Origin of the sequence: Streptomyces sp. C (assembly GCF_000158895.1) — a bacterium.
Lineage (GTDB): Bacteria > Actinomycetota > Actinomycetes > Streptomycetales > Streptomycetaceae > Streptomyces > Streptomyces racemochromogenes.
The window spans coordinates 4,786,534-4,806,111 of record NZ_GG657750.1; the positions used below are offsets into that span (position 1 = coordinate 4,786,534).

General features: G+C 72.5%; 18 protein-coding genes. 6 read left to right on the plus strand and 12 right to left on the minus strand.

All coding sequences use genetic code 11. The annotated features are described in order from the left end of the window. Positions 1-8 precede the first annotated feature (8 nt). Positions 9-545, minus strand: a complete 537-nt coding sequence (locus SSNG_RS21685) for a MarR family transcriptional regulator (protein WP_007266030.1) — start codon at positions 543-545, stop codon at positions 9-11. A gap of 109 nt (positions 546-654) precedes the next feature. On the opposite strand from SSNG_RS21685, the gene SSNG_RS21690 reads away from it, so the two are divergent. After that, on the plus strand, positions 655-1,881 hold the full coding sequence (locus SSNG_RS21690) for an MFS transporter (RefSeq protein ID WP_050779693.1): 1,227 nt from the start codon (positions 655-657) through the stop codon (positions 1,879-1,881). Positions 1,882-1,909: 28 nt separating this feature from the next. Here the strand turns inward: SSNG_RS21690 and SSNG_RS21695 are convergent, their stop codons facing one another. The 8 genes from SSNG_RS21695 to SSNG_RS21730 all read right to left on the minus strand — a co-directional run bounded on the left by SSNG_RS21695 (position 1,910) and on the right by SSNG_RS21730 (position 10,280). Then, a complete protein-coding gene (locus SSNG_RS21695) occupies positions 1,910-2,644 on the minus strand; it encodes a TetR family transcriptional regulator (RefSeq protein ID WP_007266032.1) in 735 nt (244 codons plus the stop codon). A 90-nt stretch (positions 2,645-2,734) separates the two neighbouring features. Then, the gene (locus SSNG_RS21700) at positions 2,735-4,732 is read right to left on the minus strand and encodes a bifunctional metallophosphatase/5'-nucleotidase (protein WP_050779694.1); all 1,998 of its coding nucleotides are present in this window, start codon (positions 4,730-4,732) and stop codon (positions 2,735-2,737) included. Between the two features lie 83 nt (positions 4,733-4,815). Then, positions 4,816-6,003, minus strand: coding sequence for a serine hydrolase domain-containing protein (locus SSNG_RS21705; protein WP_007266034.1), 1,188 nt, complete (start codon positions 6,001-6,003; stop codon positions 4,816-4,818). Between the two features lie 139 nt (positions 6,004-6,142). Continuing rightward, a complete protein-coding gene (locus SSNG_RS21710) occupies positions 6,143-6,901 on the minus strand; it encodes a succinate dehydrogenase iron-sulfur subunit (RefSeq protein WP_007266035.1) in 759 nt (252 codons plus the stop codon). Continuing rightward, positions 6,901-8,655 carry a succinate dehydrogenase flavoprotein subunit gene (sdhA, locus tag SSNG_RS21715; protein WP_007266036.1) on the minus strand — a complete coding sequence of 585 codons (1,755 nt, stop codon included), beginning with the start codon at positions 8,653-8,655 and terminating at the stop codon, positions 6,901-6,903. The genes SSNG_RS21710 and sdhA overlap by 1 nt, the downstream gene beginning before the upstream one ends. A 22-nt stretch (positions 8,656-8,677) precedes the next feature. Further along, positions 8,678-9,160 carry a succinate dehydrogenase hydrophobic membrane anchor subunit gene (locus SSNG_RS21720; protein ID WP_007266037.1) on the minus strand — a complete coding sequence of 161 codons (483 nt, stop codon included), beginning with the start codon at positions 9,158-9,160 and terminating at the stop codon, positions 8,678-8,680. A 5-nt stretch (positions 9,161-9,165) separates the two neighbouring features. Further along, positions 9,166-9,546, minus strand: coding sequence for a succinate dehydrogenase, cytochrome b556 subunit (gene sdhC, locus SSNG_RS21725; protein ID WP_007266038.1), 381 nt, complete (start codon positions 9,544-9,546; stop codon positions 9,166-9,168). Positions 9,547-9,698: 152 nt separating this feature from the next. Next, positions 9,699-10,280 carry a 2-oxo-4-hydroxy-4-carboxy-5-ureidoimidazoline decarboxylase gene (locus tag SSNG_RS21730; RefSeq protein WP_128637517.1) on the minus strand — a complete coding sequence of 194 codons (582 nt, stop codon included), beginning with the start codon at positions 10,278-10,280 and terminating at the stop codon, positions 9,699-9,701. A 378-nt stretch (positions 10,281-10,658) separates the two neighbouring features. On the opposite strand from SSNG_RS21730, the gene SSNG_RS21735 reads away from it, so the two are divergent. Together SSNG_RS21735 and SSNG_RS21740 are read left to right on the plus strand one after the other, a co-directional pair. Next, the gene (locus tag SSNG_RS21735; protein ID WP_042801611.1) at positions 10,659-11,408 is read left to right on the plus strand and encodes an RNA polymerase sigma factor; all 750 of its coding nucleotides are present in this window, start codon (positions 10,659-10,661) and stop codon (positions 11,406-11,408) included. Next, positions 11,408-12,445, plus strand: coding sequence for a hypothetical protein (locus SSNG_RS21740; protein WP_042801613.1), 1,038 nt, complete (start codon positions 11,408-11,410; stop codon positions 12,443-12,445). Before SSNG_RS21735 ends, SSNG_RS21740 begins: the two co-directional genes overlap by 1 nt. Positions 12,446-12,698: 253 nt before the next feature. Here the strand turns inward: SSNG_RS21740 and SSNG_RS21745 are convergent, their stop codons facing one another. Further along, positions 12,699-13,565, minus strand: coding sequence for a L,D-transpeptidase family protein (locus SSNG_RS21745; protein ID WP_007266042.1), 867 nt, complete (start codon positions 13,563-13,565; stop codon positions 12,699-12,701). Between the two features lie 170 nt (positions 13,566-13,735). On the opposite strand from SSNG_RS21745, the gene SSNG_RS21750 reads away from it, so the two are divergent. Continuing rightward, on the plus strand, positions 13,736-15,331 hold the full coding sequence (locus tag SSNG_RS21750) for a methylmalonyl-CoA mutase family protein (protein WP_007266043.1): 1,596 nt from the start codon (positions 13,736-13,738) through the stop codon (positions 15,329-15,331). Positions 15,332-15,376: 45 nt separating this feature from the next. Then, the gene (leuE, locus tag SSNG_RS21755; RefSeq protein WP_042801614.1) at positions 15,377-16,027 is read left to right on the plus strand and encodes a leucine efflux protein LeuE; all 651 of its coding nucleotides are present in this window, start codon (positions 15,377-15,379) and stop codon (positions 16,025-16,027) included. A gap of 46 nt (positions 16,028-16,073) precedes the next feature. Here leuE and SSNG_RS21760 read toward each other — a convergent pair whose 3' ends face one another. Together SSNG_RS21760 and SSNG_RS21765 are read right to left on the minus strand one after the other, a co-directional pair. Beyond that, a complete protein-coding gene (locus SSNG_RS21760) occupies positions 16,074-17,432 on the minus strand; it encodes a polysialyltransferase family glycosyltransferase (RefSeq protein WP_007266045.1) in 1,359 nt (452 codons plus the stop codon). Then, positions 17,429-18,424 (minus strand): glycosyltransferase family 2 protein, encoded by a 996-nt coding sequence (locus tag SSNG_RS21765; protein ID WP_042801617.1) that lies wholly within the window; start codon positions 18,422-18,424, stop codon positions 17,429-17,431. Before SSNG_RS21765 ends, SSNG_RS21760 begins: the two co-directional genes overlap by 4 nt. A 182-nt stretch (positions 18,425-18,606) precedes the next feature. Here SSNG_RS21765 and SSNG_RS21770 point away from each other — a divergent pair. Beyond that, a partial coding sequence (locus tag SSNG_RS21770) for a DUF6716 putative glycosyltransferase (protein ID WP_241695094.1) occupies positions 18,607-19,578 on the plus strand: 972 nt, incomplete at its 3' end.

The following is a 19,578-nucleotide window of genomic DNA, read 5'->3' on the forward strand; positions in this document are numbered from 1 at the left end:
GGCGTCGTTCAACCGGCTGCGGGCGGCGTGAGGGTGTCGCCGTGCGCCAGCAGCAGCGTGCCCAGGGAGCCCGCCAGCGCCTCGCAGGCGTCGCGGTCCAGGGGGGCCAGCAGGCTCGCGTAGCGCCTCAGGTGCTCCTCGATGACCGTGTCGGTGAGGGCGCGGCCCGCGTCGGTCAGCCGGATGCGCACCGAGCGGCGGTCGGCCCCGTCGCGGACCCGCTCGACCAGGCCCTTGGCCTCCATCCGGTCGATCCGGTTGGTGATCGCGCCCGAGGTCACCATGGCGGCGGGGATCAGCGCGCCGGCGGTCAGCGCGTACGGCGGCCCCGACCGGCGCAGGGTGGTCAGTACGTCGAACTCGCCGACCTCCAGGCCGTGTTCGGCGGTGAATGCCTTGAGGTACTTGTCGATGACCCGGTTCATGCGCTGGATCCGGGCCAGCACCTCGACGGGCCACAGTGCCTCCGTGAGGTCGGGGCGCTCCTTCTCCCACTGGCCGATGAGCGTGGCCACCATGTCCTGGGCGTTGTCGTCCTTCTCCATGCCCCCAGAATAGCTCAACGTTAAGACACTTGACATTGAGGCAGTCTCTCTGTTTTTATCTCAACGTTGAGATTGTCAAGGTTGAGATGTGAAGGGGAGTGGGTCACCCATGACGGTCACCGCCACCACCAGCAGGAACGAGGCACCGGCCGCCGCCACCCGGGCGCCCGTCCCCGTCTTCTGGCTCGCCCTGCTGGCCACCCCCATCGCCGCCGGGGCCAACGCACCGGTACTGATCCTCCCGGACATGGCCCGCTCGCTCGGCGTCGCCGACGCCACCGCCGCCTGGCTGCTCACCGCCTTCGGCTGGGCCATGGCCACCGGCACCCCGCTGATGGCCGGACTCCTGCGCCGCCGGGGCCTGGCCGCGGTGCTCCGCCTGGCCCCCGTCCTCGTCCTGGGCGGCACCCTGCTGGTCGCCGCCTCCCCCTGGCTCCCGCTCACCCTCCTCGGCCGCTGCGCCCAGGCCGCCGGCGGCGCCGGGCTGGTGGCCGCGGCGATGAGCCTGGCCGGGACCGCCCGCCGGATGGGCGTCATCAGCGCCGGCTTCGGCATGCTCGGCGCGGCCGGGCCGCTGCTCGGACGGACCCTCGCGGACGGCGCCTCCTGGCGGCTCGCCCTCGCCGTCCAGGCGGTCGCCCTGCTGGCGGTGCCCGCGGTGCTGCGGCACGCCGGGCGCGGGGCGGCTCCGGTTCCCGCGGGCCGCTTCGACGGGCGCGGCGCCGCCCTGCTGACCGCTCTCGCCACCGCCCTGGTGCTGCTGCCGACCCAGCCCCTCGCCGCCGTCGCCGGTGCACTCGTCGCCGCCGTGCTGCTCGTCCTGCACGTACGCCGCCGCCCCGACGGGTTCGTGCCCGCCGCGCTGCTGCGCCGGCCCGTGTTCGTGGTCTCGGCACTGCTCGCGCTGGTGCTGTCGACCTCCTACTTCACCCTGCTCTTCTCGGTGCCGCGGCTCCTCGCCGACCGGGCCGGCTGGGACGCGGCCTCCGCCGGGACCGGGCAGCTCTTCGCGCTGCTGGCCGGAGCCGCCCTGTCCTGGCTGCTCGCCGCCGCCTCCGCCCGGATGGGCCGCGGGGCCGTCCGGGCGGTGCTCGTCACGGCCGGCGCCGCCGCCGCGCTCACCGGGGTCTTCGCCGACTCCGGCCCGCTGCTGGTCGCCGCCACCGGGATGGGCGTGTTCACCGCCAGCGCCGCGAACGCGGTCCTGCCGACCCACGCCGTGTCCGCCGCCCCCGGCGAGGCCCACCGGCCCAGCGCCATCGGCCTGTTCACCCTCTGCTACCAGCTCGGCGGCGCCTTCGGCCCGGCCGTGGCCACCCTGCTGGTCCTGGGCTGAGCGGCCCCCGGCCCCGTTGCCCGGGCCCTCACTCCTCGCCGGGGTGGGGGTCCGAGGCGCGCTTCCCGCCGCGCGCGGCCGCCGTCTGGGCCATGCCCGGCAGGAAGTCCGCGAAGAGCTCGTGCAGTTCGCGCACCAGCGGCCGCAGCACCCGGAACCGGGCCAGCACGATGCCCCGCGTGGTCAGCTGCGCACCGCGCTCGGCGAGCCGCCGCGTCTTCTCGCTGCCGGGCGAGCGGTCGAAGACCCAGTACAGGACCAGGCCCATCTGCGAGAGCCACATCAACTCCGGCAGTACGTCGACCAGTTCGGCCGGCACCTTCGTCTTCGCCCCCGCCAGCACCTCGCGGTGGACGTCGATGGCCGCCTTGCGCGCCGGCTCCGACTCCGCCGAGAAGGGGCTGAGCGGACTCTCCGGATCCGCCGCGTTCTTGAAGAACTGCGAGGCGAACTCGTGGTACGGCTCCGCGATGTCCAGCCAGCTCGTCAGCACCCCGGCGAGCCGCTTCTGGAGATCGGTCTCCCGCTCCAGGATCGGGCGCACCGCCGCCTGGTGGGCCGCCCCGATCCGGTCGTAGAAGCCCTGGACGAGGTGCTCCTTCGACTCGAAGTAGTAGTACGCGTTGCCGACCGAAACCCCCGCCTCCTTGGCGATGCCCCGCATGGTCGTCTTGTCGAACCCGCGCTCCTGGAAGAGCCGGAGCGCGGTTTCGAGGATGAGCGTGCGGGTCTGCTCGCTCTTGGGTGCCTTCTGATCTGTCACGGTGTCCGACTTTATCGGGGCCCGGAGCGCCGTTCGTCACAGGCCGGTTCTCCGCACTCCGCTTCGGAATTGGTCCGTACCACGTATCGCTCAGCAGGGCGGCCGGAACCCCCCGGGGGTGGCGGGCGGCCGGTCCGCCGAGACGAGGGCCGCCTCCGGCCGGGGCATCGGCGAGCCGTCCGCCAGCAGGTAGGGGCCCGGCTCCAGGACCGTCCCGACATCGGCGCCGCGCCGGCCCGCGTTCACGACCGTCACCCGGTCCAGGGGCGCGGGAGCGAGCGTCTGCCGCTCCCGGACGTAGGCGACGAAGCTCTCGTAGTCGCGCTGGTGCCGGTACGGGGCCCGGAAGCCGCTCAGCGCGCCGAAGCCGTCGTACGCCAGGAACGTGTACGAGAGGGCCGCGAGCCGGTAGCTCCGGGCCGGGTCGAGCGGGACGCCGTCGACCAACACGTCCGCCGGGCTGACCCGGTCGCCGACCCTGCCCCGGGCGTCGAACGAGTAGCGCACGTTCCCGGAGACGGCCAGCGGCGCGAACAGCAGCTCGCCGCTCGCCGCGGTCGTCCACTGCTGCTCCAGGGCGTCGTGGATCTGCTGCCCGGTCACCGTCGCGCTGACGACCGGGTCGCCGAAGCCCACGGCCCGCCACGCTCGGCCGAAGGTGACGGCCCCGCCCGAGGCCGCGTCGCGCGGCAGGTCACCCGCGATGACGGCCTGTCCCACCCGGGGCACGGCCGCGACCAGCGCGAGCTGGGCCGGCACGTTCGGGTGGACGTTGGCGTCGTTCTCCGGGTCGGAGGGCCTGCGGCCCGCCCACAGCGCCCAGTCGGCGACCAGGTCGCCCATGGTGGACTCGCCCGCCGTGTTGCGCGTACGCGAGAACGATCCGGTCTGCCGGCCGATCCGGGTGGCGTTGCGCGCGGAGGCCTGCCCGGCCCAGTAGTCGACGACCTCCTTGAGGGCCGGATCGGGGGCGACGTCCCGGGTGTTGGGATGGTTGACTGACACGGTCAGCTCACGCACCGCCTTCCCGGTCGCCGGGTCGAGGCGGAGGCTGATCTCGTTGATCAGCTGACCGTGGCAGCCCGCCTCGACGAAGGGGCGGGGGACCCCGGCGGGATCGGGGACCATCATGTTGAACCGGGTGTGCCAGTGCCCGGCGACGACGGCGTCGATGTCGGGGGAGACCCGCAGCGCCAGGTCCAGCGCGGGCCCGGAGGGGTCGGCGCCGCTGTTGAAGTCGGCCCCGGCCACCGCCCCGTCGTGGACGCTGAGCACGATGGCGCCCACGCCCTGGGCCTTGAGCAGGGCCGCGTACCGGTCGGCCGTGGCGACCTCGTCGAGGGTGGCCAGCCCCGGCTGGTAGGAGCCGGGCATCAGCTCCGTGCCGAGGGCGGTCAGGTGGATGAAGCCGATCCGCAGCTCCTGGCCGGCGGCGGTGCGGACCGTCTCGATGTTGTACGCGGGCAGCACGGTGCGCCCGTCCGAGCCCCAGACCAGGTTGGCGCTGTGGTAGCGGAAGTCGGCGCCGTGGAAGCGGGCCCCGGAGGAGTCGGTGAAGGAGGCGTCCCGGCCCTCGACGGGGAAGGGCACGCCCTGCTCCATGTGCCTCCGCAGCATGGCCGGGGACTTGTCGAGCTCGTGGTTCCCGGCGGTCGCGAAGTCGAGCCCCATCCGGTTGAGGGCCTCGACGGTCGGCTCGTCGGCGAACGCGGCGGCGTCGAACTCCCAGCCGGCGAAGGCGTCCCCGGGGGTGAAGAAGAACGAGTTGGCCCGCCCGTCCCGCAGCCGGGCCAGATGGGCCGCCATGTACGCGACCCCGCCGACGGTGTACGTACGGCCGCCGTTGCCGCTGATCACGGAGTTGCCGCCGGGGGCGGCCTGGAGGTAGCCGTGCAGGTCGGTGACGTTGAGGAGCTGCACGTCCACGTACTCGGCGGCGGTGGCGGCGTCCCGCGCGTGCGCGGTGGCGTGGGCGGGGATCCCGGTGGCGAAGGAGGCGGCGACGGTCCCCAGCGAGGTGAGGAACGTCCGTCGCCCGAGGTGGTGTGAACTACGGTCCGGACATGCGGTCTTGGCGAGCCTCGTCACATCCGCCCATGCTCCCGCGCCGGGCCGCCCGTGTCGACGCGCCGGGCGGGGCTTCACCCCTCCGGGGAGGGCTCCTCCGCGGATCAGAAGGCCGCACCGGCGATCTTGAAGATGTGGTCCCGCTCCGTCAGGCCGTCCTCCGGCTTCTGGGGGCGGCGGTTCGTCGGGTTCAGGGAGTAGACCAGGACCCGGCTGCGGTCCTCGTTCGTGAAGACGCCGCTGGTGTAGCCGTTGTACGAGCCGGTCTTGCCCCAGACCCAGGTGCCCGGGCGGAGCTCGACGTGCTGGAGGCCGCCCCGGCTGAAGGTGCCGTTCCCCTCGATGCCCGGGACCGGCTCGGTCAGCAGCTTCTGCTGCGCGGGCGGCAGCAGCCGGCCCTGCATCAGCGCGGTGAAGAACCGGTCCAGCTCGGGGGCGTTGGAGATCATCCCGCCCTCCGCCCAGGCCCACGGGCTCTGCCGGGAGTTGTCGGCGAGCTCGCCGGTGCCCTTCCCGGACGCGTCCCACAGCGCGCGGGTGTGCGGGGCCGGGAGCGACCGGTCGTCGGCGGCGGGCACGTAGGTGTGGCGCAGCCCCAGCGGCCGGGCGATCCGGCGCTGCACCTCCTCGGCGTACGTGCGCCCGGTCGTCCTCTCGATGACCATGCCGAGCAGGAAGTGGTTCAGGCCGTTGTACTGCTGCCGGGAGCCCGGTACGGGCTGCGGCGCGCCGGCCTCGGCGGCGGCCCGCACCGCGTCGGCGACGGCCGAGGCCGGGGTGGTGTCGGGGGCGGGCGCGACCGGCTTGGGCAGGTCGCTGGTGTGGCTCAGCAGCTGCCCGACGGTGATCGGCGCCCAGTCGGCGGGGAGGGTGCCCGGCAGGACCTGCTGGACGGGGGTGTCCAGCCCCAGGCGGCCCTCCGCGACCAGCTGGAGCGCCACCGTCGAGGTGAACACCTTGGTGACGCTGCCGATCCGGAAGTTCGCGTCGGCCGACGGCACCGTGGGCCCGGCCGCTCCGCTCCAGCGGCCGTCCCTGCCGCTCACCCGGGCCAGGGCGCCGTTCACGGCCACGTCCGGGAGCCCGTCGAGGGAGGCCCGGAGGGCGGTGCGGTCCAGCGGGCGGTCCGCGTGCAGGGTCCCGGTGACCGGGGCGGCGGGCCGCTCGGCGGCGGAGGCCACGGCGGGCAGGGTGCCGGCGCCGATGGCGGCGAGGGCCACGCCGGCGACCATCGCGGTCGCCCAACGGGCCTTGCGGGAAGCGGAGTTCGTGGAGTGCGCGGGGTTCGTCATGCCCGTAAGCCTGCCGTGAGGAAGATCCCCGAACCATGGGGATCACCCCCGACCCGACCCTGACCCGCCCCCGAACGCACCCGAGGCCCGCACCCCCGAACGGGGTGCGGGCCTCGGGCTCGGGCTCAGCCGGAAGGGATCAGAAGCGGCGCGTGATCAGCGCGCGCTTGACTTCCTGGATCGCCTTCGTGACCTCGATGCCACGCGGGCACGCGTCGGTGCAGTTGAACGTCGTGCGGCAGCGCCACACGCCGTCCTTGTCGTTCAGGATCTCCAGCCGCTGCTCGCCGGCCTCGTCGCGCGAGTCGAAGATGAAGCGGTGGGCGTTGACGATCGCCGCCGGGCCGAAGTACTGGCCGTCGTTCCAGAACACCGGGCACGAGGACGTGCACGCGGCGCACAGGATGCACTTGGTGGTGTCGTCGAAGCGCTCGCGGTCCTCGGCGGACTGCAGGCGCTCGCGCGTCGGCTCGTTGCCCTTGGTGACCAGGAACGGCATGACGTCGCGGTACGCCTGGAAGAAGGGCTCCATGTCGACCACGAGGTCCTTCATCACCGTGAGGCCCTTGATGGCCTCGACGGTGATCGGCTTCTCCGGGTTGATGTCCTTGATCAGCGTCTTGCAGGCGAGCCTGTTCTTGCCGTTGATCCGCATCGCGTCGGAGCCGCAGATGCCGTGCGCGCACGAGCGGCGGAAGGTCAGCGTGCCGTCGAGGTCCCACTTGATCTTGTGGAGACCGTCGAGCACGCGCTCCTTCGGGTCGATCTCGATCTGGAAGTCCTGCCACTCCGCCTCGGCCGAGACCTCGGGGTTGTAGCGGCGGATCCGGAAGGTGACCGTGATGTACGGCGAGGCGGCGGCCGCCGCCTCCATCTTGTCCAGGGTCGGGGTGGCCATCAGTACTTACGCTCCATCGGCTGGTAGCGGGTGACGACGACGGGCTTGTAGTCCAGGCGCACGGAGTCCTGGCCGTCGGCGCCGACCTCGCGGTACGCCATGGTGTGGCGCATGAAGTTGACGTCGTCGCGGTTCGGGTAGTCCTCGCGGTAGTGACCGCCGCGGGACTCCTTGCGCGCCAGCGCGGACACGGCCATGACCTCGGCCAGGTCGAGCAGGTTGCCCAGCTCGATGGCCTCCAGCAGGTCCGTGTTGAAGCGCTTGCCCTTGTCCTGGACGGACACGTTCTTGTAGCGCTCGCGCAGCTCGGCGATCTTCTCGACCGCGGTCTTGATGGTCTGCTCCGTACGGAACACCATCACGCACGCGTCCATCGTCTCCTGGAGCTCCAGGCGCAGGTCGGCGACCCGCTCCTTGCCCGTGGAGTTGCGCAGGCGCTCGACCAGGTCGGCGACCTGCTGCGCCGGGTTCTCCGGCAGCTCGACGTAGTCGTTCTCGGCGGCGTACTTGGCCGCGGCGATGCCGGAGCGCTTGCCGAAGACGTTGATGTCGAGCAGCGAGTTGGTGCCCAGGCGGTTGGCGCCGTGCACCGACACGCACGCGACCTCGCCGGCCGCGTACAGGCCGGGGACGACGGTGGTGTTGTCCGCCAGGACCTCACCCTCGACGTTGGTCGGGATGCCGCCCATGGCGTAGTGCGCGGTGGGCTGGATCGGGATCGGGTCCGTGTAGGGCTCGATGCCGAGGTAGGTGCGCGCGAACTCCGTGATGTCCGGGAGCTTGGCGTCGAGCTGCTCCGGCGGGAGGTGCGTCAGGTCCAGGTACACGTGGTCGCCGGCGGGACCGCAGCCGCGGCCCTCGCGGATCTCCGTGTAGATGGAGCGCGAGACGACGTCACGGGACGCGAGGTCCTTCATGACCGGCGCGTACTTCTCCATGAAGCGCTCGCCGTCCTTGTTGCGGAGGATGCCGCCCTCACCACGGGCGCCCTCCGTCAGCAGGATGCCCATGCGCCAGATGCCCGTCGGGTGGAACTGGAAGAACTCCATGTCCTCCAGCGGCAGGCCGCGGCGGTAGCAGGCCGCCTGGCCGTCACCCGTGAGGGTGTGCGCGTTGGAGGTCACCTTGAAGAACTTGCCGGTGCCGCCGGAGGCGTAGATGACGGCCTTGGCCTGGAACACGTGGATCTCGCCGGTGGCGAGCTCGTACGCGACCACACCGGCCGACTTCTTGACGCCGTCCTCCTCGACCAGGAGCTGGTCCAGGACGTAGAACTCGTTGAAGAACTCCACGCCCTCCTTGACGCAGTTCTGGTACAGCGTCTGGAGGATCATGTGGCCCGTGCGGTCCGCGGCGTAGCAGGACCGGCGGACCGGCGCCTCGCCGTGGTTGCGGGAGTGGCCGCCGAAGCGGCGCTGGTCGATGGTGCCGTCCGGGGTGCGGTTGAACGGCAGGCCCATCTTCTCCAGGTCGAGGACCGCGTCGATGGCCTCCTTCGCCAGGATCTCGGCGGCGTCCTGGTCGACCAGGTAGTCACCGCCCTTGACCGTGTCGAAGGTGTGCCACTCCCAGTTGTCGTCCTCCACGTTGGCCAGCGCGGCGGCCATGCCGCCCTGCGCGGCGCCCGTGTGGGAGCGGGTGGGGTAGAGCTTCGTCAGCACGGCGGTGCGGCTGCGCTTCGTCGCCTCGATGGCGGCGCGCATGCCCGCGCCACCGGCGCCGACGATGACGGTGTCGTACTTGTGGATCTTCATCTGTTTCGCCTCAGCCCGTTGCCTAGCGGATGTTCGGGTCGAAGGTGAAGATCACCAGCGTGCCCAGAAGGATGGTGAACACCGTGGCGGTGTAGAGCAGGCCCTTCAGCCACAGCCGCGTGTTGGCGCGCTCCGCGTAGTCGTTGATGACGGTACGCAGGCCGTTGGAGCCGTGCAGCATGGCCAGCCACAGCATCAGCAGGTCCCAGACCTGCCAGAACGGGGACGCCCAGCGGCCGGCCACGAAGGCGAAGCCGATCTTGGAGACGCCGCCGTCCAGCACCAGCTGGATGACGAGGTGGCCGATGACGAGGACGACGAGCACGATGCCCGAGAGGCGCATGAAGAGCCACGCGGCCATCTCGAAGTTGCCGCGGGTCGAGCGCGGGGTCTTGCCCGTGCGCTTGCGCGGGGCCTCGATGTAGGGCGCCGGGTTGTCGGTGTCGTAGAGGGAAACGCCCTCCACGTCACCGATCGCCTTGGCGGAAGAAGTGTCAGAAGACATGCGTGTCACTTCCCGAACAGTTCGAGGTAGGCGTGGCCGAGAACGGGGGCCAGGGCCCCGCCCATCAGCAGGACCCAGATACCCACGACCCACCAGAGCATCGTCTTCTGGTGACGCGGGCCCTTGGACCAGAAGTCCACGGCGATGACACGGAGACCGTTGAGCGCGTGGAACAGGATTGCGGCGACGAGGCCGTACTCCAGCAGCGCGACGATCGGAGTCTTGTAGGTAGCCACGACATCGTCGTACGCCTCGGGGGAGACGCGGACGAGAGCGGTGTCGAGGACGTGTACGAACAGGAAGAAGAAAATGAGGACGCCGGTGACTCGATGAGCCACCCAGGACCACATTCCTTCCCGGCCGCGGTACAACGTTCCAGCCGGCACGGAAAACCCTCCGGAAGCGGGGCGGGGGCCAGCCGGCTTCTTTGTCGGTCGGGCCCGGCCGGGTACGGTCCACCGGCCCCGGACATCGTAGCGACGCTTCGTCGGTTCCCTCGCCCGGGGTCCGCCGGTGTGATCAAACAGGCACGGACGGGCTATCCCGCAGGGGCAAATAGTCCGAAATCGGCAGCAGGTAGACCGTCGTCGGGGTCCTCGGGCCGCGCACCGGCGAGTCGGTCCAGCAGCCGGCCGGCCCGGGAGCGGGCCACCAGGCGCAGTTCCTCGGCGGAGATCGAGCGCTCCTCGTCGATCTCGTGAGCCATCCTGCGGCGGATCGCCGCCAGCAGCTGGTCCACCTGCTCCTCCGGCGGGTGCCCGTCCAGGCAGATCACGAAGGCGTGCCCGAAGGTCCGCTCGTACTCCGCCCGCGCCGCGTCGAGCGCGAGGAGCGCGGCGTACGGGGCGCCCTGGCCGAGCTCGGCCGAGGCCTCCCGGGCCAGCGCCTCGGAGAGGTCGCCCTGGGAGAGGTCGTACGAGGCCTCCTCGCAGGCAGCCAGCAGGGCGGCGGTGTCCGGGTAGGGGCGGTGGGCGGCCACCCGGTGGGCCCAGCGCCCGCTGCCGCAGCAGCGCAGCAGGACCGCGCGGGCGGTCTCGGGCGGCAGGGAGTTGAATCGCGCCAGTCCGGCGCCGGGGGCGGAGGCCGGACCGCGGACCTGTGCCGGAAGGTGGCTGGACAGCGGAGTACTCCTCGGGGCGGGGCGCGGGTGTACCGCCACGCTAGCGATCTCGGAGTGGCCGTGCCCTGCCCGAACGGGGATTTCACCCGGAAGTGAGCCGAAAGGATGAGGCCGGGGAGGTTTGACCCGGCTGGAGAGGTCTGAAGAGGGGAGGGCGACCGAGGCCGCCACCCCCCACAGGAGAGGCCCCGGTCGCCATCCGTCACGGACTCGTGCGACAAGCCCGTATCCATGTCAGCGTATGGAGTGCGTTTTCTGTCACACCCCGCTCCGCGCAGGCTTGGTTGCTGGTTGTACAACTCGTGGACGAGAGGTACGTGAAAGCCGTAACGTGCGGATTTGCGCCACACGTACAGGACGTTGAACGGGTTGGGGACTTTGCTGGGGGACGACGCGGAGCTGACCGCCGCGGTGCTCGCGGCACAGGACGGCGACGAGAGCGCGTTCCGGACTGTGTACCGCGCCGTGCACCCGCGCCTGCTCGGATACGTTCGCACGCTCGTCGGCGACGGCGACGCCGAGGACGTGACCTCCGAGGCCTGGCTGCAGATCGCCCGCGACCTCGGCTCCTTCACCGGCGACGCCGACCGCTTCCGCGGCTGGGCCGCCCGCATCGCCCGCAACCGGGCCCTCGACCACATCCGGATGCGCGGCCGCCGTCCCGCCGTCGGCGGCGACGAGACCGAGCTGACCGGCCGGGCCGCGGACTCCGACACGTACGGCGAGGCCATGGAGGCCCTGTCCACCGGACGCACCATGAAGCTGATCGCCCAGCTGCCGCAGGACCAGGCCGAGGCCGTCGTCCTGCGCGTGGTCGTCGGCCTCGACGCCAAGAGCGCCGCCGAGACCCTCGGCAAGCGCCCCGGCGCCGTCCGCACGGCCGCGCACCGGGGGCTGAAGAAGCTCGCGGAACTCCTCAGCGCCGAGTTCGGCCCCGCCGGCGGGGCCGGTGCGGCGGGCGGGACGGAAAACGAAGCGGAAGCCCGCGCCCGGGTCGGCCATAATGCCGGGGACCAGGCACGGGAGCCTGATCTCGACGCGGTGCCCGCGCAGCGCGCGCGGGCGGGGGACCTGGTGGAGCGAACCGGTGTGACGCATTCACGTTGGCGGACGCAGAAGGACATGTGATGGCCGACGAGCACAACGCGTGGCTGGACAGGGCCACGGCGGACGAGCTGCTGCGCGGAGGAACCCCCGGCCCGGTCGGATCCGGCGCCGACCCGCGCGCCCGGGCGGAGGCGGCCCGGATGCGCGCCGCCCTCGACGCCCTGACCCCCCGCTCAGCAGGGGGAGAACTGCCCGGTGAGGAAGCCGCCCTGGCCGCGTTCCGCGCGGCCCGCGCCGAGGCTCCCGCGCCGGCGCCGGCCTCGGCGGCGGCCGCCGCCCCGGCCGGACCCGGCGTGCCCGGGGCGGACCGCGAACCGGTGGTCGACCTGGCGCCGATACCCCCCGTACGGATACCCGCGCAGCGGCGTCCCGTCACCGCCGCGCGCTTCGGGCTGGCGGCCGCGCTGGCCTCGGTCGCCGTCGGCGGGATCGCCGCCGTCGTCGGCACCGGCCTGCTGGACCGTGCCGCGCACCTGACGGCCGGCCCCGCCCCGGCGGTCTCGGTCAGCGCCGACTCGGACCCGGCGCCCGCCGGGGACACCGCCGGCGCCACCCTCGAACCGCAGCTGCGGCCGACCCCGTCCCTGGGCGTCGACGGCTTCTCGCGCGGCCCGGACGCCCCGCGGACGCCGGGCACGGAGACGCGTACGCTCCCCGACGTCGCGCCGAGCCTTCCCGTACCGCCCGGCACGGCCGCCTCGGGCGGCGGCGGTGGCGGGGGCGGAGCGGCGGGCACCGACGGCACCCGCGACTCGTTCGCCGGCGGCGGCGCCACCGCGGACAGCGGCAAGAACCAGGGCATCGAGGCGGAGAAGCCGCGCCCCGAGGACCTGTGCCGGGACAACAAGGCGAAGAAGCTCGCCGAGGACCGGCGCGAGTACCTCTCCAAGCTCGCGGGCGGGGCCGCGAAGGTCCAGCGCTTCTGCGCGACCCTGCTGGACGGGGCCACGAAGGGCACGGTCCCGCGCAGCGGCGCCGACCAGGGCAGCGCCCCGCTGCCGGTGCCGTCCGTGACCACCCCGCTGACCAGTGGCGGACTGGGTTTCCGCACCCGCTGACACCACCCGCCGACCCACCAGCTGAAACCTTTTTTCGGGTTCGTGTGCGGGGGCTGTAACACTTTTCGAACCGCTGGCGCAGTACGTATCGAGCCGACTGGTCATCGGCCGCGCACGAGCCGGGGTTCCCCCCGTACCCCTGGGCTCGGCGCACCCGGCGCGGGCGGGGCACGTTCCCCCGGCCCTGCCCGCGCCCCCTCTCTTCCCCGGGATCACCGGATCACCGGATCGCCGGATCACCCCGAGACCGGGGTCACCAGTAGACGACGACCTTGTCGCCCACCTTCACCTGGTCGAACAGCTCCGACAGCTTCTTCTTGTCCCGGACGTTCACGCAGCCGTGCGAGGCGCCGTCGTAGCCGCGGGCCGCGAAGTCGGACGAGTAGTGCACCGCCTGGCCCTGGCTGAAGAACATCGAGTAGGGCATCGACGTGTGGTAGATCGTCGACGTCCACTCCTTCGCCTTCCACTCCACCTGGAACAGTCCCTCGCGCGTCGGCGTGTTCTCCGAGCCGAAGCGCACGTCCATCGTGGAGACGACCTTGCCGTCGATCATCCAGGCCAGGGTGCGGCTCTCCTTGCTGATGCACATCACCCGGCCCTGCATGCAGCGCGGGTCCGGGGCGTCGACCTCGTTGGTGGTCGGCGGGCGCAGCTCGTCATCGGTCGGCTTCTTCGTCAGGCCCTGCACCTTCTGCCAGGTGGCCTCGTCCACCGATCCGGTCGCGGGCAGCCCGTGCTGCGACTGGAAGGTCTTGACCGCGGCGGTCGTCTTCGAGCCGTAGAACGCGGTGGGCGCCGTCGACACCAGCTTGAGCTGGCGCAGCCGCGCCTGCAGTTCGCGGACCTGCTCGCTCTCGTCGCCGTTGGCCATGAGCGGCTTGGCGCCGGGAGCGGCCGACGTCGACGGCGCGGACGAGGACGACGGCGCGGACGGGGCGGACGAGGGCGAGGCGGGCTTGTCGTCCTGCTTGGACGGGGAGGCCGAGGGGGAGCCGCCGGCCGGTGCGGAGGGGGCCGCCGGAGCGGCACCGGCACCCTGCGGACCGCAGGCGGTCGCGGCGAACGCGACGGCGGCGGCGAGGCCGAGCGTACGGATGAATGCTTTCTGTCGGTGCATGGCGGTTCCCCCGAGTTCAATGTCGTGTATCTAGGTGATGCTTCAAGGGCGTGGACAGTTGCGGACGAACGCGCGATGTTGCCTCCTTGTGACCAGGCCGTCGCGGGCTCGGTGCGGTTGTACCAGCCCCGGGGGGCCCGTCGGCTCCACGGACACGGAGGCTCCACCCCATGGCCCGTCCCACGGCGCGCACCGAGAGCGGACTCCCCCTCGAACCGGTCTACGGACCCGAGGACCTGACCGGATGGGACCCGCGGACCAGCCTCGGCCGTCCGGGTGACTACCCCTTCACCAGGGGGATTTATCCCACCATGTACACCGGACGGCCCTGGACCATGCGCCAGTACGCCGGCTTCGGCACGGCCGCCGAGTCCAACGCCCGCTACCGGGCGCTCATCGCGGGCGGCGGGACCGGCCTGTCCGTGGCCTTCGACCTGCCCACACAGATGGGACACGACTCCGACGCCCCGCTCGCGCACGGGGAGGTCGGCAAGGTCGGCGTCGCCGTCGACTCCGTAGAGGACATGCGGGTGCTGCTCGCCGGGATCCCCCTCGACCGGGTGTCCACCTCGATGACCATCAACGCCCCGGCCGCCCTGCTGCTCCTGATGTACCAGCTCGTCGCCGAGGAACAGGGCATCGCGGGCGGACAGCTGACGGGCACCGTGCAGAACGATGTTCTGAAGGAGTACATCGCGCGCGGCACGTACATCTTCCCGCCCGGCCCCTCCCTGCGGCTGACCGCCGACACCTTCCGCTACTGCCGCGAGCAGATCCCCAGGTGGAACACCATCTCCGTCTCCGGCTACCACATGGCCGAGGCCGGGGCCTCGCCGGTGCAGGAGATCGCCTTCACCCTCGCCGACGCGATCGCGTACGTCCGTACCGCGCTCGCCGCCGGGATGGCCGTCGACGAGTTCGCCCCCCGGCTCTCCTTCTTCTTCGTCGCCCGGACCACCCTGCTGGAGGAGGTGGCCAAGTTCCGGGCCGCCCGTCGCATCTGGGCCCGCGTGATGCGCGAGGAGTTCGGGGCCCGCAACCCGAAGTCGCTGATGCTGCGCTTCCACACCCAGACGGCCGGGGTGCAGCTGACGGCGCAGCAACCCGAGCTGAACCTCGTACGCGTGGGCGTGCAGGCGCTGGCCGCCGTACTGGGCGGCACCCAGTCGCTGCACACCAACTCCTTCGACGAGGCCATCGCGCTGCCCACGGAGAAGGCGGCCCGCCTCGCGCTGCGCACCCAGCAGGTGCTGGCGTACGAGACGGACGTGCCGCTGACCGTCGACCCCTTCGCCGGGTCGTACGCGGTGGAGCGGATGACGGACGAGGTGGAGGCGGCCGCGCTCGCGCTGATGCGGCGGATCGAGGACATGGGCGGGGCGGTCGCCGCGATCGAGGCCGGGTTCCAGAAGGAGGAGATCGAGGCCAGCGCCTACCGGATCGCCCGCGAGCAGGAGAGCGGCGAGCGGATCGTGGTCGGGGTCAACCGGTTCGCGCTGGAGCGGGAGGAGCCGTACGAGCCGCTGCGGGTCGATCCGGCGATCGAGGAGCGCCAGCGCGCCGCCCTGGCCCGGCTGCGGGCGGAGCGGGACGCCGGCGCGGTCTCGGCGGGGCTCGCGGCACTGCGGGCGGCGGCGGCCGGCACGCGCGAGAACGTCCTGCCGCCGATGAAGGAGGCCCTGCGGGCGCGGGCCACGGTGGGGGAGGTGTGCGGGGTGCTGCGGGAGGTCTGGGGCAGTTACGAACCGTCCCGGTCCGCCCACTGAAAAGGACTGGCGCGACAGGTGTGTCCTCATGGGACACTCCTGCTCATGCTGGGTGTGACAGATCTTCCTACTTATCTCGCCGCCGTCGTGCTGATCGTGCTGCTGCCGGGGCCCAACTCGCTGTACGTGCTCTCCGTCGCCTCACGGCGCGGGATCAAGGAGGGCTACAAGGCCGCCTGCGGGGTGTTCACCGGGGACACCGTGCTCATGGTGCTCGCGGCGGTCGGCGCGGGCGCGCTGCTCCAGGCCAGCCCGGTGCTGTTCACCGTGGTCAAGGTGCTCGGCGCCGGCTACCTCGGCTGGCTGGCCGTCGGCATGATGCGGGCCGCCTGGGGCATGTGGCGCACCCGCCGGGCCCGGCACGAGGAGCTCGTCACCGGGGAGGAGCCGGCCGGGGCGGCCGAGCGCCCCTACCGGCGGGCGCTGCTGGTCAGCCTGCTCAACCCGAAGGCCATCCTCTTCCTGCTGTCCTTCTTCGTGCAGTTCGTCGACCCCGGATACGCCTACCCGGCACTGTCGTTCCTGCTCCTCGGCACGGTCTCGCAGCTGATCAGCTTCCTGTACCTGTCCACGCTGATATTCGCGGGCACCCGCCTGTCCGCCGCCTTCCGCCGCCGCAAGCGGCTGTCGGCCGGGGCGACCTCGGCGGCCGGGGTGATCTTCCTCGGCTTCGCCGCGAAGCTCGCCGTCAGCTGATCCGGCCCGGCCCTGCTCGGTCCAGCCCGGCCCCGCGGCCGGGCACTCAGCCCGGCCCTCGGCCCAGCCGTGCGCCCAGCCGTCCGCCCAGCCTCCTGCGCAGCCGGTGCACCGTCCGCCGGACGGCCGGGCTCCGCGGCAGGAACGACAGCTGCGCCGGGATCCCGCCCGGCAACCCCAGCGTGGTCAGCCGGCGGCGCCCGAAGTAGCGCCGGGCGTGCGGGGTCAGATGCCGGGCGAGGTGGGCCTCGGCCTCCGCCCGGCGCCCGGCCAGCACCTTGGGCTGCATCGTGAACCCCACCGCCGCGACCAGCCCGGCCAGGTCCGCCGGCGGGTCCTGCGCCGGCCCGTGCAGGTCCGGGACCAGAGCGTCCACCAGCGTCAGCGGGATCCGGTTGCTGTTCTGGTACGGGGCCAGGCGCGCCAGCAGCGCCCCCGTCCCGGTGCGCGCCACCGGGATCCCGTACAGCGCCCGCGCCGTCAGCAGCCCCGTCGAGAAGCAGCCCGCCACCAGCGCCGGGCGCAACCGCTGGTACAGGACCTCGGCCGGCAGCGGCGCGTCCAGCACCGTCAGCCGCGCCCCGAGCCGCTCGGCCTCGGCCCGCGCCCGCCGCCAGTACGCCGCCGGGGCGCTCGGGTGCGGCTTGAACACCAGCTCCCGGTGGCCCCATTCGAAGGCGCCGCGCACCATGTCGGCGTGCAGCTCCTCCTCCTCGTCGGGGGACATCAGTTCCAGCGCCGACAGGTACTGGCCCAGCAGCAGGGCCGGCGGCTCCTCCTCGCGGGGCTCGTAGCCGAGGTCCGACGCCTCGGGCAGGTCAGCGAGCTCCGCCAGGACCTTCAGCAGCGCGGGCGCCGGGACGACCTCGCCCCGCACCCCGAACTCCGTCAGCAGCAGCGGCTCCAGCCCCGGGACCAGGTCCGGGTGCAGCACCCGGCGCACCCGCATGCCGATCTGCGGGTCGAGCCGGAAGCGGGTGGGCCCGTACGACATCAGCCCGTCGGCGTAGACGTCGACCGCCGCCCCCGGGAACAGCCGGCACAGGCTCTGCGCGGGCGGCACCTGGAGGGACTCCACGACCAGTTCGACCCGGTCCCCGCCCAGCCCCCACAGCGCGCGCAGCTGCCGCTCCCACATCGGCACGTCCTCCGGGCGCGGGGCCCAGCCGCTCGGGTGCTGCGGGGCGATCACCGCGTTCCAGTCGAGCACCTCGTCGAAGCGGGTGCGCAGCGCGCCGAACCCGGGCAGGGCGTCGATCCCGGGGGTGATCTCGGGGGTGAGCGAGTGGTTGCTGGTCAGCAGGATCCGCCGGCCGGCCGGCGGGAAGGCGCCCGAGTCGAGGGCGGCGGCGAGGGTGGCGGTCCCGTAGAGGGTGGAGGCGAGGAAGACCTGGGTGACGTTCACGAGGCCGCCCCCGCCGCGTGCGCGCCCGCGGCCCGCCGCCGGCGGCGCAGCCCCCGCAGCAGCGCGGAGCGCTCGGCGTCCATCGAGGCGATGACCCCCTCCAGTACGGGCGCGGGCATGCGGCCGAGCGCGGCCGTGCACATGAAACGGAGTTTTTTCGCCACGGCCGGTTCGAACCTCTCACTGGAACCGATGTGGTGCGCGATGATCGCGCAATATGTTCGAACGGCCTTGGGGATCAACAGTTCGTATTCCCGGTCGGTCGCCACGTCCGCGAGGACCTGGTCGAATGCGCGAATGAAATCGAGTTGGCGTTCGTCGCCGATCTGCGTCAACGAGGTGGAAACGCCCCGCCGGTAGAACACCCCGGGCAGGCCCACCGCGGCGAAGGAGGCGGCCTCCCGGTGCAGCCGCCAGATCCACGGCCGGTCCTCCGCCGTCCGCAGCCCGTCGGTGAAGTGCAGCAGCCCCCGGTCCAGCAGCCGCCGGTGGTACATCCCCGCCCAGGCGTACGGATAGTCCACCGCGGTGGCCCGCGAGGCCGGCAGGATCCCGTCCCGCGGATCGCCCACCACCATCTCCGGCCCGTACGGCACCCGCTGCACGACCCGGGACCGGCCCGTCACCTGCACGTGGTCGGTCCGTACGAAATCGCAGCCCAGCGCCTCGATGGCGGCCAGGGTGCGGGCCAGGTGGCCCGGCGCCAGCCAGTCGTCACCGTCCAGGAAGGCGATGTACTCCCCGCGCGCCGCGTCCAGCCCCGTGTTGCGGGCCGTGGCCAGCCCGCCGTTGCGGTCCCGTCTGAGGTGCACCGCCCCCGGCACCCCGCCGGCCGCCGCGCGCTCCAGCAGCTCGGGCGTCCCGTCCGTGGAACGGTCGTCGACCAGCAGGAACTCGAAATCCCCGCGGGCGTTCAGTTCGAGACTCTTCAGGGCGTCCGGCGCGTATGTCTGCACGTTGTGGAACGGCACGACAACAGAGAGCTTGAGCACCCGCGAGACAATAGGACGCACCCCGTCATTCACCGTGGCCCGGACGCGGATTCCATGTGAACGAAACGGGGCGGTCGCGTTAACCCGCCCGCTTTCGCATTTCGTCGACGGGTTGTTAACCCGCCGTTGCGCGCTCGTTGGGCCGGACAGCGGAAATGCGGAATAACTTCTGCCGGGTGCCAGTGCCATTCAGAAGCAGTCCGGTCGGTCAACGCATCGCCGTACTCGCCGATTCCGACACACGCTGGAAATGGGGCGCCCTCACCGCCCGCCGCCTCGCCCCCGGGGACCACCGCGTCACCGGCTACCTGCTGCGCGGCCGGGCCACCCCCACCGCACGCCAGCTCGGCGAGGCGGGCGTCGCGGCGGACGCCGCGCCGGCGGAGGTGACCTGCGCGGAGTTCCTCGCGGAGCTCGCGGGCGGACGCGAACGCTACGACGTGGTCGTGCTGGCCCTCGTCGGCGGCGCCGTCCAGGCCGTACTGCACGGCGCCCGCGCCCTGTGGCCGGAGCCCGCGGCCCGGCCGGTGTTCGTCACCGGCTACGTCGGCGTCGTCTACGAGAAGCTCGCCGACGGACTGCTGCTGCGGCACGGCGCCGACCTGGTCCTCGCCAACTCCCGGCACGACGCCGCCCGCTTCCGCGCCGTGTACGAGGGGGCGGGCGCCGGCCCGGACGCCGTCACCGAGACGGCCCTGCCCTTCCTGGACGGGGCGCCGTACGCACCGGCCGGGAACCGCACCCACCGGGTGGTCTTCGCGGTGCAGCCCTCCGTACCGGAGAGCCGCGCCGACCGCACCTACCTCCTGGGCCGCGCCGCCGGCCACGCACGGCTGCACCCCGACCGGGAGGTGCTGGTCAAACTGCGCAGCCGGCCGGGGGAGCACACCACCCACCTGGAGGAGCACCCCTACCAGCGCCTCGCCGAGCGCCTCCCCGGTGGCCTCCCGCCCAACTGCCGGCTGGTCTACGGGCACATGGGCGAGGTGCTGGACACCACCGACCTGCTGGTCACCGTCTCCTCCACGGCCGCCCTGGAGTCGATGCACCGGGGCATCCCGACGGCCGTCCTGACCGACCTCGGCATCCGTGAGGCCCTGGGCAACCAGCACTTCCTCGGGTCGGGCTGCCTCACCTCGTGGGACGAACTGGAC